Annotated in this window: 17 protein-coding genes and 1 tRNA gene; 12 read left to right on the forward strand and 6 right to left on the reverse strand. The window is 34.9% G+C overall.

All coding sequences use genetic code 11. The annotated features are described in order from the left end of the window. Positions 1-167 precede the first annotated feature (167 nt). The 4 genes from B3P17_RS03595 to B3P17_RS03610 all read left to right on the forward strand — a co-directional run bounded on the left by B3P17_RS03595 (position 168) and on the right by B3P17_RS03610 (position 4,138). Positions 168-1,277, forward strand: a complete 1,110-nt coding sequence (locus B3P17_RS03595) for a universal stress protein (RefSeq protein ID WP_135106103.1) — start codon at positions 168-170, stop codon at positions 1,275-1,277. A 199-nt stretch (positions 1,278-1,476) separates the two neighbouring features. Continuing rightward, entirely contained in the window at positions 1,477-2,574 is a 1,098-nt protein-coding gene (meaB, locus tag B3P17_RS03600) for a methylmalonyl Co-A mutase-associated GTPase MeaB (RefSeq protein ID WP_252637412.1), read from the forward strand. 112 nt (positions 2,575-2,686) lie between these two features. Continuing rightward, complete coding sequence (locus B3P17_RS03605; protein WP_135106107.1) at positions 2,687-3,649, forward strand: ROK family protein; 963 nt, start codon at positions 2,687-2,689, stop codon at positions 3,647-3,649. Positions 3,650-3,802: 153 nt separating this feature from the next. After that, positions 3,803-4,138 (forward strand): YegP family protein, encoded by a 336-nt coding sequence (locus tag B3P17_RS03610; protein ID WP_252637411.1) that lies wholly within the window; start codon positions 3,803-3,805, stop codon positions 4,136-4,138. Positions 4,139-4,235: 97 nt separating this feature from the next. Here the strand turns inward: B3P17_RS03610 and B3P17_RS03615 are convergent, their stop codons facing one another. From B3P17_RS03615 to B3P17_RS03625, 3 genes are read right to left on the reverse strand one after another with little or no spacing between them, the layout of a single operon-like run. Next, a complete protein-coding gene (locus B3P17_RS03615; RefSeq protein ID WP_291103411.1) occupies positions 4,236-5,660 on the reverse strand; it encodes an ammonium transporter in 1,425 nt (474 codons plus the stop codon). Between the two features lie 37 nt (positions 5,661-5,697). After that, positions 5,698-6,066 (reverse strand): P-II family nitrogen regulator, encoded by a 369-nt coding sequence (locus tag B3P17_RS03620; protein ID WP_135106111.1) that lies wholly within the window; start codon positions 6,064-6,066, stop codon positions 5,698-5,700. A gap of 41 nt (positions 6,067-6,107) precedes the next feature. Further along, positions 6,108-6,836, reverse strand: a complete 729-nt coding sequence (locus tag B3P17_RS03625) for a hypothetical protein (protein ID WP_252637409.1) — start codon at positions 6,834-6,836, stop codon at positions 6,108-6,110. A 458-nt stretch (positions 6,837-7,294) separates the two neighbouring features. Between B3P17_RS03625 and B3P17_RS03630 the strand changes: the two genes are divergently transcribed. From B3P17_RS03630 to B3P17_RS03645, 4 genes are all read left to right on the forward strand, one after another. Further along, positions 7,295-7,371 (forward strand) — tRNA-Asp (locus B3P17_RS03630). Positions 7,372-7,637: 266 nt separating this feature from the next. Then, the gene (locus B3P17_RS03635; protein WP_252637408.1) at positions 7,638-8,876 is read left to right on the forward strand and encodes a site-specific integrase; all 1,239 of its coding nucleotides are present in this window, start codon (positions 7,638-7,640) and stop codon (positions 8,874-8,876) included. Positions 8,877-8,889: 13 nt separating this feature from the next. Beyond that, complete coding sequence (locus tag B3P17_RS03640; protein WP_291103415.1) at positions 8,890-9,309, forward strand: hypothetical protein; 420 nt, start codon at positions 8,890-8,892, stop codon at positions 9,307-9,309. 1 nt (position 9,310) lies between these two features. Continuing rightward, entirely contained in the window at positions 9,311-9,829 is a 519-nt protein-coding gene (locus B3P17_RS03645; RefSeq protein ID WP_291103419.1) for an ORF6N domain-containing protein, read from the forward strand. A gap of 22 nt (positions 9,830-9,851) precedes the next feature. Here B3P17_RS03645 and B3P17_RS03650 read toward each other — a convergent pair whose 3' ends face one another. Genes B3P17_RS03650 through B3P17_RS03660 form a run of 3 tightly spaced genes read right to left on the reverse strand, consistent with a single transcriptional unit; the run spans position 9,852 to position 10,964 of the window. After that, complete coding sequence (locus tag B3P17_RS03650) at positions 9,852-10,028, reverse strand: histone H1 (RefSeq protein WP_291103422.1); 177 nt, start codon at positions 10,026-10,028, stop codon at positions 9,852-9,854. A gap of 40 nt (positions 10,029-10,068) precedes the next feature. Then, a complete protein-coding gene (locus B3P17_RS03655) occupies positions 10,069-10,668 on the reverse strand; it encodes an HD domain-containing protein (protein ID WP_291103425.1) in 600 nt (199 codons plus the stop codon). An 8-nt stretch (positions 10,669-10,676) separates the two neighbouring features. Next, positions 10,677-10,964: a putative quinol monooxygenase gene (locus B3P17_RS03660; RefSeq protein WP_291103428.1), complete on the reverse strand. Its 288-nt coding sequence runs from the start codon at positions 10,962-10,964 to the stop codon at positions 10,677-10,679. 203 nt (positions 10,965-11,167) lie between these two features. On the opposite strand from B3P17_RS03660, the gene hxsA2 reads away from it, so the two are divergent. From hxsA2 to hxsC, 4 genes are read left to right on the forward strand one after another with little or no spacing between them, the layout of a single operon-like run. After that, positions 11,168-11,866: a His-Xaa-Ser repeat protein HxsA2 gene (hxsA2, locus tag B3P17_RS03665; protein WP_291103431.1), complete on the forward strand. Its 699-nt coding sequence runs from the start codon at positions 11,168-11,170 to the stop codon at positions 11,864-11,866. A 4-nt stretch (positions 11,867-11,870) separates the two neighbouring features. After that, on the forward strand, positions 11,871-12,218 hold the full coding sequence (gene hxsD, locus B3P17_RS03670; RefSeq protein ID WP_291103434.1) for a His-Xaa-Ser system protein HxsD: 348 nt from the start codon (positions 11,871-11,873) through the stop codon (positions 12,216-12,218). Continuing rightward, positions 12,218-13,627 (forward strand): His-Xaa-Ser system radical SAM maturase HxsB, encoded by a 1,410-nt coding sequence (gene hxsB / locus B3P17_RS03675; protein ID WP_291103437.1) that lies wholly within the window; start codon positions 12,218-12,220, stop codon positions 13,625-13,627. The genes hxsD and hxsB overlap by 1 nt, the downstream gene beginning before the upstream one ends. Next, entirely contained in the window at positions 13,624-14,499 is an 876-nt protein-coding gene (gene hxsC, locus B3P17_RS03680) for a His-Xaa-Ser system radical SAM maturase HxsC (protein WP_291103439.1), read from the forward strand. The genes hxsB and hxsC overlap by 4 nt, the downstream gene beginning before the upstream one ends. Positions 14,500-14,511: the final 12 nt, after the last annotated feature.

A 14,511-nucleotide genomic window follows, 5' to 3' on the forward strand; every position in this document is an offset into this window, starting at 1 on the left:
TAATACTAAGCGTCCGGAATTTTTTAGTTCCGGACGCTTTTGTTTTATCATATGTTTAAATAAGGTGAAACTTTATTGCTTCTTGTTAATATTGAGGCTATTTATCACTTTTATTGTGGATAGTTTTTTGTAAATTTGTTAGAAGCGAACTTTAAATAGGTAAAGACATGAAAGAAGATAAATTAGTAACAATAGCCATACATACTCCTCAGAAAGCTTATATATTAAAGCAGGTTTTGGAAGAAAGGGGTATTAACACACATCTTGTGAATGTTTCGCAAAATGCTGACGATACAAGCCTGGGGTTGGCCGTACGTGTAGATAAAGAAGATTTAATGAATGCCATATCTGTAATTGAAAATAAAAAACTATTCAGATATGATGATGAGAAGATATCTAAAATAGATGACGGACGGAAACGCATTCTAGTCGCTGTAGACTTTTCCAGTTACTCAATAAAGGCTTGTCATGCAGCATTTACCATAGCGCAACAAACGAATGCTAAAGTGAAAATACTGCATGTATATCGGGTACATTTTCCAATTACATTCCCATTTGCTGATAATTTAAACAAAGATGATGAAAGTGATGTACTAAGTGTAGCTAGACGGAGAATGCTTGATTTTTGTAATGAAATAGATGAGAAAATTACACAAAAAGAATTTCCCCCTATAAATTATTCATATTCGTTACGTGAAGGACTCATTAGTGAAGAGATAGAAAACTTTGTAGAAGAATATAAACCGTTCTTACTTGTTTTAGGTACTAAAGGTTTAAGTAACAATAAGAGGAATGTAGTAGGGAATGTAACGGCTGATATAATTGAGATGACCAATGTGCCTGTGATGGCTATTCCGGAGAACTTTACGATTGAAAACACTCTTGATTTTCAGAATATAGCTTTTCTTACAAACTTTCAGAAAAGGGATTTGGACGCTTTTGATTTCTTAGTTAATATATTGAAGCCTTATCCTAATGTAAGAATAACGCTTACCCATGTAAATGTAATAAACAAAAAAGATGAGAAATGGTCTGAAGCTGAGCTTGCTGAAATGAAAAAATATTTTATCGATAAATATCCGGAACTGAATGTTAGCTATCAACTTATCGATGGTCCAAACATGGCGGATTCGATCAATGAATTTATTAAAAAAGAAAACATTAATATAGTTATGCTAAATACTAAACGACGGAATCTTTTTGGTCGGATCTTTTTACCTAGTATATCTAGAAAGGTTTTAATAAATTCTGATGTTGCCCTTATTATCTTTAGATAGAATCTTAAAAATAGCATAGCGAATGATAGCCAAATTTAAAACGCTATCATTTGTTATATAATTACTATTATGTTTAATTTCGTGTTTGAAATCTATTATTACAAACACAAGTTATATCGCTTCTCTCTTTTTTAGTTATCTTTGATTATAATTCTAGATTTTATAAAAATCTATTCACTAGCATTCAAAAATAGAATTTATGGATCATATTGAGAACGATGAACAATTTCAAGGATTAAGTGTAAATAAAGGCACTTCGGAGCAACCGACTATTAATCCTTATCTAAATAGCTTCAAGAAATTTAAACGCAAAACGTATTCTGTGTCTGAATATGTTGATGGTATTCGCAAGGGAAATATATCTATTCTTGGACAGGCAGTTACACTTATTGAAAGTTCTAAACCAGAACATCAGGCTATAGCACAAGAAGTTATAGAAAAATGTTTGCCATATACAGGCGATTCTGTTCGAATTGGTATTACAGGTGTACCCGGAGCCGGAAAAAGTACTTCTATTGATGCATTTGGAATGCATATTCTGAAAAAAAATAACAAACTAGCCGTTCTTGCTATAGATCCATCAAGTGAATTGACTAAAGGAAGTATACTTGGAGATAAGACTCGTATGGAACGTTTGTCTGTTGAAAAAAATGCGTTTATACGCCCCTCCCCTTCTGCCGGGTCCTTAGGTGGTGTAGCTCGCAAGACGAGAGAAACGATTATACTCTGTGAAGCTGCTGGATTTGACCGTATTATAATAGAAACAGTTGGTGTTGGGCAGTCTGAAACAGCTGTACACTCTATGGTCGATTTCTTTTTACTTATACAATTAGCCGGAACTGGAGATGAATTGCAAGGTATCAAGCGTGGTATAATGGAGATGGCAGACGGAATTGTTATAAACAAGGCTGATGGTAATAATATAGAGAAGTCTCGTTTGGCACAGTCCCATTTTAAGAATGCTTTACACCTATTTCCTCTTCCGGAATCAGGATGGGTGCCTAAAGTTTTGACTTATTCCGGATATTATGAGATAGGTATAGATGAAGTGTGGAATATGATTGATGAATATATTGCATTTGTCAAAGAAAATGGTTATTTTGAGCATAAACGCAACGATCAATCTCGCTATTGGATGTATGAAACGATTAACGAACGGTTAAAGAATAATTTTTATAACAATGCTGTCATACAAAAGGAATTAAGGGTATGTGAAGAACAAGTACTTAATTCTCAGATAAGCTCATTTGCTGCTGCTAATAAAGTCTTAGATATTTATCAGAAGATATCTAAATGATAAGGAAACGTATATTATTGCAGATTTATAACCGAATATTTTCTTAGAAATCATTATATTTGTACACTTTAATAGAAATAATTTCATTGTTGAATTAACATTAATATAAATCATGGAGAAACCATATGCTATTGGGATTGATATTGGTGGAACCAATTCTGTTTTTGGTGTTGTAGACAAACGTGGACACATCATTAATCAGGGTTCTATCAAAACTGGTGCTTATAAAGAAATCAACGAATATGTAACAAATCTCTCAGCCGGAGTTCAAGAAATTATAGATCAGGTTGGAGGATCAAGCAATATCAAAGGTATTGGAGTTGGAGCTCCAAACGGAAATTACTTTACAGGTTGTATCGAATTTGCACCTAATCTTCCATGGAAAGGTGTTATTCCATTGGCTCAGATGCTGACAGACAAACTAAATGTACCTGTGGCATTAACCAATGACGCGAATGCAGCGGCTATAGGTGAAATGACTTATGGAGCAGCTCGTGGAATGAAAGATTTTATTGTTATTACACTAGGTACAGGCGTTGGTAGTGGTATCGTCGTAAATGGGCAGTTGGTATATGGTCACGATGGATTTGCAGGCGAACTAGGTCATACTACAATTCAACGTAATGGACGTATGTGTGGTTGTGGTAAGAAAGGTTGCCTTGAAACATATAGTTCTGCCACCGGTGTAGCACGCACAGCGAGAGAGTTTCTTGAAACAAGAAAAGACCCAAGTTTATTAAGAGAACTTGATCCGAACGAAATAACATCAAAAGATGTGTATGATGCTGCTGTGAAAGGTGATGTTTTAGCAAAAGAAATTTTTGAATTTACCGGTCAGATGCTTGGAGAGGCGTTTGCAGATTTTGTAGCATTCTCTAGTCCCGAAGCGATCATATTATTTGGAGGATTAACCAAATCAAGCAAATTTATTTTTGATCCTGTACGCAAGCATATGGAAGAAAATATGTTGCCTATATTTCGTAACAAAATTAAACTTTTAATGTCTGAGCTTAAAGAAAGCGATGCTGCCGTACTTGGTGCAAGTGCTTTAGGTTGGGAAGTAAAAGACTATTAAAAGTTCTATAAATAGAAAGTATATATGTAGCAGTAGATTTTTTTCTACTGCTATTTTTTTATCAGTATTTATATAGATGAATATAGATTGATAATAAACTTTTTATATTAAACTAGTGTTCTACTTTAATATGAACTTTTAAAACACAACAAAATGGGAAAATTTGAAATTTCGAAGAGAAAGAACGGTGAATTCCAGTTTAATCTTAAAGCAGGTAATGGACAAGTTATATTAAGTAGTGAAGGATACACAAAAAAGGAAAACTGCAAGAATGGTATTGAATCTGTAAGAAAAAACAGCCAAGTTGAATCTCACTTTGAAAAACTAGAATCAAAAAATGGCAAACCATATTTTAATCTAAAAGCTACGAATGGGCAGATTATAGGAACGAGCGAATTATATGAAAGTGTAGCTAGCCGCGATAACGGTATTGCATCTGTTGTTAAAAATGCACCTGATGCTGAAGTGGTAGATCTAACTGCAGAGTAAAGAAGCAAGCCCCCTACCCTCTTTATAGAAAAAAATGCCATGCAAAGATATTTTCTTTGCATGGTACATTTCCTGTGTTTAATAGTGCGATTTCTAGTTATTCTTCTTCGCTGTAAGCAATTTCTCCATGTTGAGATATGTCAAGTCCGGTAGACTCGTCATCTTTGCTTACCCTCAGTCCAATAGTTTTATTAACAATAAAGAATAGTATGAATGTTAGAACAGCACTGTATACAACTGAAGCTCCAGTTGCAACAACCTGTATCCATAATTGATTCCAATCTCCGTATAATGCTCCTTGAACGCCCTCAGGGCCTGTGATAGCTCGTGTGGCAAATACCCCTGTAAGTATAGATCCAACTATACCACCGATACCGTGTACACCAAAAGCATCTAAAGAATCGTCGTATTTAAGTTTGGGTTTTACATAAGCAACCATAAAGAAACATACTAAAGCAGAAATTCCTCCTATGGCAAAAGCTCCGAGCACATCAGCAGTTCCTGCTGCGGGAGTTATTGCTACCAGCCCTGCAACAGCACCAGTACAAAATCCTACAATAGTTGGCTTTTTATAAAGAATCCATTCTAGAGCCATCCATATCACAGCGGCGGCAGATGTAGCTAAATGAGTTACAAGGAATGCATTCGCGGCCAATCCGTCAGCAGCAAGTCCACTACCTGCATTAAATCCAAACCATCCGAGCCATAGTAGAGATGTACCTATGAATACAAATGGGATGTTATGCGGTGTAAAAGGATGACCTATTGTTCTGTATCCTTTTCGGCGTCCTAACATGATAGCCATAACAAGAGCAGATATACCGGCATTGATATGTACCACAGTTCCTCCGGCAAAGTCAATGGCACCCATTTTCATTAGCCATCCACCGCCCCATACCCAGTGAGCCATTGGGTTGTAAACGATGATTGACCATAGGATGATAAAAACCACATAACCCGAAAACTTGATTCTTTCAGCAAAGGCACCAATAATCAAAGCCGGAGTGATAACTGCAAACATACACTGGAATAAGGCAAACAAAATCTCAGGAATGCCAACTCCGCTCATATATGTATCTAATTTTATACCATGTAAAAATGCCTTATCAAATCCTCCGATAATTTGACCTAGAGGACTGCCGGAATCCATAAAGCTAGTACCAAATACCCAACTGTAGCCAAAAGCTATCCAGATAATACTAATTATACCGGTAGCCATAAGGCACTGCATAAGGATGCTCAAAATATTTTTTTGACGAACAAGACCTCCATAGAATAATGCTAACCCGGGAATTGTCATCATCATAACAAGCACATTAGCTACTATAATCCATGCGGTATTCCCTGAATTTAAGACAGTAGGTTCTTCCGTAGCTGCTGCTGCAGCTTCTACGGGAATAGTCGTTATTGTTTTTAAAGAGTCAGCAACAGTTGTAAGAGAATCCTGTGCCCATACAGCTGTGGGTAAAACCATAGCTATAAACAATATAATAGTGACGTATTTGAATAATCGATGTTTCATATTTTTATTTTTTACCTAAAGCTTTTTAACCTAATCTTTATTTACTCTCTTCATCCTCTTCATCCTTGTCGTACAAGGCTTCGTCACCATGGTCTCCGGTGCGTATACGGATTGATTGTTCTATCGCCGATACGAATATTCTACCATCTCCGCTTTCGCCTGTAAAAGCTGAGCCTAAAATGGCATTGATTGATTTTTCTACATTTATATTTCTTACAACAAAAGCGATATAGATGCGTTCTATTGTATTTACATCGTATGCTATACCTCTGAATATTAAACCCTGACGGGCACTCCCCTGTCCATTGACTTCCCACCATGACAAAAAGTCGATATCTGCTTCATGTAACGCTCGGCGGACTTCATTAAATTTTGATTTGCGAACGATTGCTTCAATTTTTTTCATATAAAAAAGATAAAGTGTTTTATTTATAATTAAGGAGGTTCTTACTTAAAAGACATGCCAAATACAAAATGTATATCTTCAAGATTTGGGTTGCAGATGATATGACCGAATATCGGTAAAGAAAATGAATCTGTAACTTTTAAACTTTTGGATGCTTTTAAAGATATAGAAGTGAAATTGAATCCATTTGTTCCATAAACAGCACTTTCCCAAGGCGTGAATCCTGTTGATATTCCCATATCTATTCCTGCAACAGAAAATGGATAAGCTAACTCAATGTAAGTAGAATAAGAGTTTTTACCATCTTCTTTCTTATTTCCTTTACCTAGCAGAAATGTATTCCATGTAACATTTAATGGGAATGATTCGGGCAGTGTATAGCCTAATGATGTTTCTAAGTAATGTCCATTATTACTTCCGAGAGGGTTACTCAAATATCGATACTGACCTTCTCCATCCCACCAGTAATCTGTAACAGCAATTTTAAATCCGCTGTTTTCGTATGCGGCAGTAAAATCTACTTCTTTTTTACCATTTTCGCTAGTAAAATCTGTAGATGCCCATGCACCTAGTGAGAATCCACTTACACTAGCACTTAATGTTGGTTGAAAACTGGCTCCGGCTTGCTTATAACCGCGCCATACATAGGAACTTACTAAATCGGCTCCGAAATCAATATTAACTGATTGCGATTTTACGGATAAAGTAGAGAGGAAAGCAAATAATACTATAGCCAGACAACCTTTTTTACCTAAAATTAGAGTTTCCATAATCAAAATATTTAAAGATACTAAAATTAATCTTTATTATTCATTTTGATTAGATATATTGGTTATGAGTTTCTTTTTGATTTATTTATTTGCAAAAATATGACAAAATATTTTATAAATCAAAATAAAGTATAAAATATTTCAAAAAATATTTAGTGAAGTCATAAATTTGGTAGATATCAATATTGTAAATGTTATTTATCTTGCTGCTTTTTTAAGTATCAATTCTCGTAAACTTTTTTATTTATTTATATTTTTCCATTTTTCCATTTTTCCATTTAAATTTTCATAGAATACTTAAGCCGATAATTTTTCTTTATTTTTAATCCTTTGAAACACAATGATGTTAAATTTTATTCTAAAAAATCTTTGTAAATCTATTGCAGGATTCAAATCCTTATCCTATCTTTGCATCGCATTTGAGAGGAAATGCTGCTAATAAAAAAGTAAAACAAAATGGTGTGGTAGTTCAGTTGGTTAGAATACCTGCCTGTCACGCAGGGGGTCGCGGGTTCGAGTCCCGTCCATACCGCCAGAGTTAAAGCCAAAAGGCGAAAAAAGTTAGTTAAATCCTACAATATCAATATATTGTAGGATTTTTCTTTTTATCCATATAGCCAGAAAAAGACATTAAACAGGCATCGAACGCCTTAATTCGTTCCCTAAAGTGTTCACCCTAAGCGGAAAAAGTGTTCACCCTAAATTGTCTTTAATTGGCAGTGTATCAGACATTTTTGGAAGTACAAGATTTACTCATTCGAGAAACAATAATGTTTTATTTGTAATTTAAAATGAGTAGTTATGAAAAGTACATTCAATGTTATTTATTACATCCGTCGAGACAAACTTAAAAAGGACGGAACAGCACCTATCTTTTGCCGGATTACCATCTCTCAGGAGAAGGTCAGTTTTAATATAAAAGCTGCAATAAATACAGGTATTTGGGAATCAAGTACAGGCAGAGCAATCGGAAAGAGTCGAGAAGCTTTAGGTATCAATAAGATTATAGATTCTTATACCAGCCTTATCAATGAAAAATACAATGAGATATTTCATCGTGATGGGATTGTTTCTGCAGAAGGCTTGAAAAACAGTATTCTTGGTATCTCCTCGTCTCCTAACGACATACCAATCTATCTTTTGGAAGTCTATCGTCAGCACAATGAAGATATGGAAAAACTGGTCGGTAAAAAATTCTCTCCGGCTATCCTGCAAAAATACAAATGTGTTTATAAAAAGCTTCAGACATTCTTAAAATTCAAATATAATCTGTCTGATATTAAACTGAAAGATATTAAACACAGTTTCTTAACGGATTTTGAAACTTATCTCAGAATTGAAGGGAATTGCCAGACCAATACAATCGGACGCAACATGAGGCTTCTGAAGAAGATTATCAATATAGCAAAGAATAATGGTTGGATCATTGCAGACCCTTATGCGAATTATAAAATCCATTTTGAGAAGGTTGACAGAGGATATCTGACTGAAGAAGAGATAAAGGCGATTATTGAAAAAGACTTCTCTATTGCCCGGATCGAAAAGGTAAGGGATATATTTATATTTTCCTGTTTCACCGGACTTTCATATGCAGACATATACGAATTAACGTATGACGATATAAAGCCTCATTTTGATGATAATCTATGGATTATGAAGAAGCGTGTTAAAACGAATACCGATATAACCGTTCCTTTAATGGATATACCGCTTTCTATAATCGAGAAATACAGAGGAAAACAAAAAAATAATAAAGTTCTTCCGACAATGTGCAATCAGAAGATGAACTCTTATTTAAGGGAAATTGCCGATTTGTGCGGTATTGAGAAGCACCTCACCTATCACATGAGCCGTCATACATTCGCAACTACATTTTTATCCTTGGGTATTCCGGTCGAGTCTGTATCGAAAATGCTGGGGCATACAAAAATCCAGACAACGCAAATATATGCCCGGATAACTAATAACAAGATAGCCAATGAAATGAATGCTATTGCTGGAAAACTAAAAACTTACGAATCAAAAAGTGCTATTGTTTAATCTAGTTGAGTTTATGGAAACAGGATATATAAAGTTTACAGATATAGATACTGACAGACCAATCATTGAAGTAAAAATAGTAGATGGTACGGTCTGGATGACAGTAAATGATATGGCTGATCTGTTTGGCATATATACACCTACAATCAATAAGCATCTCAAAGTTATATTCAAAGAAGGCTTATTGAGAGAACCGGATGTGACAAAAGAATACCGGTATACCCGAAATGAGAAAGAAGAATATATTTGTACCTATTATAATCTAGAGGTTATTATTTTCTTAAGTTTCCGTATTCAATCGCTATATACCAAAACTTTTCGGGAATGGGTGTTGAATGCTTTTTGTGAATACGGAAGGGTAAAGACTAAATCTGAAATGATCATAATATTCAATGCTAACATAGGAAAATCATCATTTAAAACTTTGAATTGATATGGAATTACAGATTATTCAAAATAAAATATTTGAGGTTCGTGGCTTACGGGTGATGATCGATTTTCATTTGGCAGAACTCTATCAGGTTGAAACCCGCGTTTTAAAACAGGCTGTTCGAAGAAATATCGAGCGGTTTCCCGAAGACTTCATGTTTGAACTGACGGGGGAAGAAGCTATGCAATTGATAAACATGGGGGTGTCACAATCTGTGATACCCTCCGGTTATAATGTCGGAGCAACTAAGATATTTGCATTCACTGAGCAGGGAGTATCTATGCTCTCATCTGTATTACGAAGTAAAATTGCTATTGAAATCAATATTTCAATTATGCGGGCATTTGTAGTTTTACGCCAATATGCTTTAGGATATGCAGAACTTAATCGGAAACTGGAAACATTTATGCTCGAAACCAATATGCAGTTCAATGAGATATATCAGGCTCTGACAGAATTAGCTGGTACCAGAGAACAGGAAGATAAACCAAGAAAACGTGTCGGATATATACAAAATGAATAAGAGGAGCAATAGCTCCTCTCTCTTATTTCTTAGACTCTTCTATAGATACTTTACGGAATTCTTTCAAAACTTTTTCTATTTCCAAAGACACTTTTCTGGCACGCTGTCCGGCTGCTTTGTTTCCATTCTCTACCTGAGTATTTGCATCTTTTGAAAAGTCAGCAAACAATTGACTTAAATTTTCTACTAAATTTTTCATCACTATTATATTTTAAATTCGAACTGCAAAGATAGATCTCTTATTGAACTTCCCTGTAAAATTCAGCAATATATTCTTCCATAAATGAATGCCGTTTTACGGCTATCAGCTTAGCCGATTCAGTATTCATCATATCTTTTAGTTTAAACAGTTTATCATAAAAGTGTTGAATACTTGAATTTTCTTTCACCTTTTCATCAGGACTATATAGGATTCGGTTCTTACTACCTCCATAAGCAAAACAGCGGGCAATACCGATTGCTCCGATAGCATCCAAACGGTCTGCATCTTGTATTATCTCGGCTTCAATTGAAGATGGCCTATTCCCTTTACTGAAAGAAACCTGAGAAACAATCTCGACAACTCTGTCTATAATTGATTGTTCAATAGCCAATGATCTAAGAAATGCACCGATAAACTCCTCTGACTTATCTACACCGTCGTGGAGTTTATGATCGCCCAGATCATGCAACCAAGCTGCTAATTCGACAATGAAACTATCAGTTTGCTCTGTTTGCAAAATCTTTCGGGCATTAATAACCACTCGTTCTATATGATAGTAATCATGTCCCGTTCCTTCTTTGAGAAAAGTTTCTTTTATATATTCCTGCGCTTTTATCAGGATATCTTCTTTATTCATTTTGTTACCTATTGAAAAATATCCATAATGGTGAATTCACACTCTTTGGATTGATGTTTATTAATCAGGGGAACAAGCCTTCTGAAATGCTCTGTCTGACAATGTCTGTCCAATGCATCATGATCCGGCCATTCTTCAATGAAGATAAAGTGAGTCTTATCGTCCTTATCTATATAAAGGTTGTAATCAATACAATCTTTTTCCAGTTTTGTCTTAGCAACCAATTCAGCATAAAGCGGTTTTACTATTTCCAGATACTCTTCTTTAATAAAATCCTCGGCTATAACTTTTATCATTGTCTGAACTATTATTTACAAATTTTTATTTCTCCCTACAAATATACAGAATGAGGTAGATAAAAGAGTAAATATATTTTCCGCTTTTATGTATAATCAAGCTGTTAGAAAAATTATATTGATTATTTTTTAGCATTTATTCACTATAATAAAAGAGTATTCTATATCTTTATGCTTGGAATCAGCTAATTAAGTAATTATCTATGAAATCACGTTTTAATAAAATTCTGAAAGGCATCTTTCTGACTTCTTTAACATCTATTGTTGCTACTACAAATACCGAAGCCTCAAACTATGCTATCAGTAAACTGAATCTGGATAACGGAAAAAAAGAACCAGAAATAAGTCCTAAAAAAGATAATTCTCAGAAATTTGTATTGAAATTTCAAAATGATAATTCTTATCTCATTGCAGGACATAGAAGCCACAGATCACATTCTTCGCATAGGTCGCATTCTTCACACCGATCGAGCAGTTCTACTTATTCGGGTAGTCCCAGCAGGTCATCATCATCTTCTTCTTATTACTCTTCGCCTTCTACAGGTTCGTCTACGGGAACATCCAATGCGAAACCTTCAAGTAGTAAATCTAGAGGCAGCAGTAGTTCGTCTACCACAAATGGAACATCATCAACTTCAACTAAAAAGACGACCTCAACAACAGCTGTCGGTGAGAAACTCAATTTGGGCGATAGAATCTTAAAAAAAGGAATGACAGGAACGGATGTTACACAACTAAAGAATATCTTAATTGATAAAAAATACTTATCAGGATCTTTTGCAAAAGGAACTACTTTATTCGATAATGAAATAGAAAAAGCTGTTATTGCTTTTCAAAATAAGATAGGTATAGATGCAGACGGGATTGTAGATACTCAAACTGTTTATTTCCTGAAAAAATAGTAGGATGACTGATTTTAGACAAATAGCAGAGAATTCCATTCGTTTTTCGGTAGACACTCTGATTTACAATGATACAGTTATATCAAAAGTACTGTATTGGCTGACGGACTTATACCTCATAAACCGTAAAACTTCAACCGATACAATCCAATCTATTGAACTCAAGAAGAAAGACGGAATTTTTACTCAAGAAGAGGTTGATCAGTTAGAGCGAAAAATTAATCAAGATTTTATCGATTATAAAGTCCGGGATATTGTCGGACAAGAAACAAGGAATATTCGAGATATTCTTTATGTCAAGGCTTTTGCGAATAATGATGAGTTTGAAGATTACATGCTAACCGGAGAATAATGTATTATTTATTACCCTTTCGATTTGATCGCATCGACAATAATGAGGTTCTTGTTAATGAAGTTGGGGATTTTCTGATTACTCCTATTGGTACAGCTAAAAGAATTGCACACAGAGAAATTGGAACGAACGAAGAGCTGTATAAAGATCTTATTTCTTCATATTTTATCAGTGAAATACCAATTCCTTACCTGATAGATAATCTTGCGGCTCGGCTGCGAACAAAGAAATCATTCCTAGATCATTTTACATCCTTACATATATTTGTATTGACGCTGCGATGCAATCAAAATTGCATTTATTGTCAGGCATCCAGTAAAGAATGTTACGGCTCATTATACGATATGAGCAAAGACACAATGCTTAAATCCATTGACCTGATGTTTAAATCTCCTTCTCTTTCTATTACAATGGAGTTTCAGGGAGGAGAACCATCTCTAATGGTTGATTTATTACTCTTTGCAATATCAACCACACAAGAAAAGAATATCATTTACCAGAAAGAGATTACTTATGTTTTGTGTACTAACAGTGTAAATCTGACTGACGAGGTTTTATCGATTTGTGAAACATACAAAGTCCTGATATCGACATCTCTTGATGGTCCTGAGGAACTGCATAATCACAATAGAGGAAAGATTGACAGTTACTCCCGTGTCGTAAAAGGAATTGAGAAAGCCCGAAATATTTTAGGTATAGATAGAGTATCAGCTCTAATGACAGCTTCGGAAGAATCAGTGAATCATCCCGTAGAAATTATTGATGCATATATAGACAACGGTTTTCATAGTATATTCTTAAGAGCCTTAAATCCTTATGGTATGGCTTCCCAATACGCAGACTGGAATGAATATTATGATCGGTTCATTGTTTTTTACAAGAAGGCGTTGGATTACATTATAGACTTAAATAAAAACGGAACTTACTTTATAGAAGAATTCACTTCCCTAATTTTGAGGAAGATCTTGACTCCTTTTTCTATTGGTTTTGTAGACCTTCAATCTCCGGCCGGAATAATCAATAGTGTGATTGTATATAACTATGACGATTATGTATATGCTTCGGATGAATCTCGGATGTTGACTGAACATGGAGACAATACTTTTCGGCTTGGACATGTCAATGATACTTACGAGGATATATTCTATGGAAGAAAGGCTCAGGAGATAGCTTTAATCTGGGCAAACGAAACTATTGCAGGTTGCTCAGAATGTGCTTATCAATCTTATTGCGGAGCCGATCCTGTACGAAACCATTCAACACAAGGTGATATGTATGGTTTTAGACCAACGTCATCCTTCTGCAAAAAGCATAAACAAATAATACAACATATCTTTTCATTATTGATAAACAGAGAAGAAGAGGTATTACCTATATTCAAACGGTGGATTAATAATAGTGTCGGATGATTAAAACTGAATTAGATATTAATTCCAATGACAATTCCCTGTTTGTTACAGCACAATGTAATAATCGGTGCCTGATGTGCTCACAGCCTCCACTTAACAGAGATGATATAGACCTATTGTTCGACCGTAATTTAGCGATTATAGAGTCTGCTCCTTCTGAATTGACAGACATTGGAATAACAGGAGGAGAACCCACATTATTAGGAGATAAACTCTTTTTGTTGATAGAAAAAATAAAGGAGAAACTACCCGAATCCCAAATACATATACTATCCAATGGACGTGCTTTTTCAAACCGAGACTATGTGAGAAAACTAGCTGCTGTTGGAAATGATAGATTATTATTGGGAATTCCTCTACATTCCGACTACTTGCATGATCATGATTATATTGCGCAAGCGGTAGGATCATATAATGAGACCGTAAAAGGATTATATAATCTGGCTGAATTTAATATCCGAATAGAACTCCGTATTGTTATCAATAAAATAAATTATCCACGTCTACCGCAGCTATCGAATTTTATATACAAGAATCTGCCCTTTGTTACTCATATCTCTTTTATGGGATTAGAAGATACTGGCTACAGCATAAAAAATCACGAACGAGTTTGGATAGACCCAATTGATTTTCAAGTCCAACTAGAGAAAGCTGTAATTAGTCTTGCAACATGGGGATTGGATGTCTCAATATTCAATCTGCCTCTTTGCTCTTTACCCTCATCATTACATGAGTTTGCTCGTAAATCAATCTCGGACTGGAAAGTAAAATATTTAGAGGAATGTAGCCTTTGTTCAGTGAGGCCTGAGTGTTGTGGGTTATTTGCTACATCCAAAGGAGAATATAAAGTAAGTGCTCTGCTTTATATATAATATTGAGCTGTT

It is taken from the genome of Dysgonomonas sp. UBA7630 (assembly GCF_002483985.1).
In the GTDB taxonomy this organism is placed as follows: Bacteria; Bacteroidota; Bacteroidia; order Bacteroidales; family Dysgonomonadaceae; genus Dysgonomonas.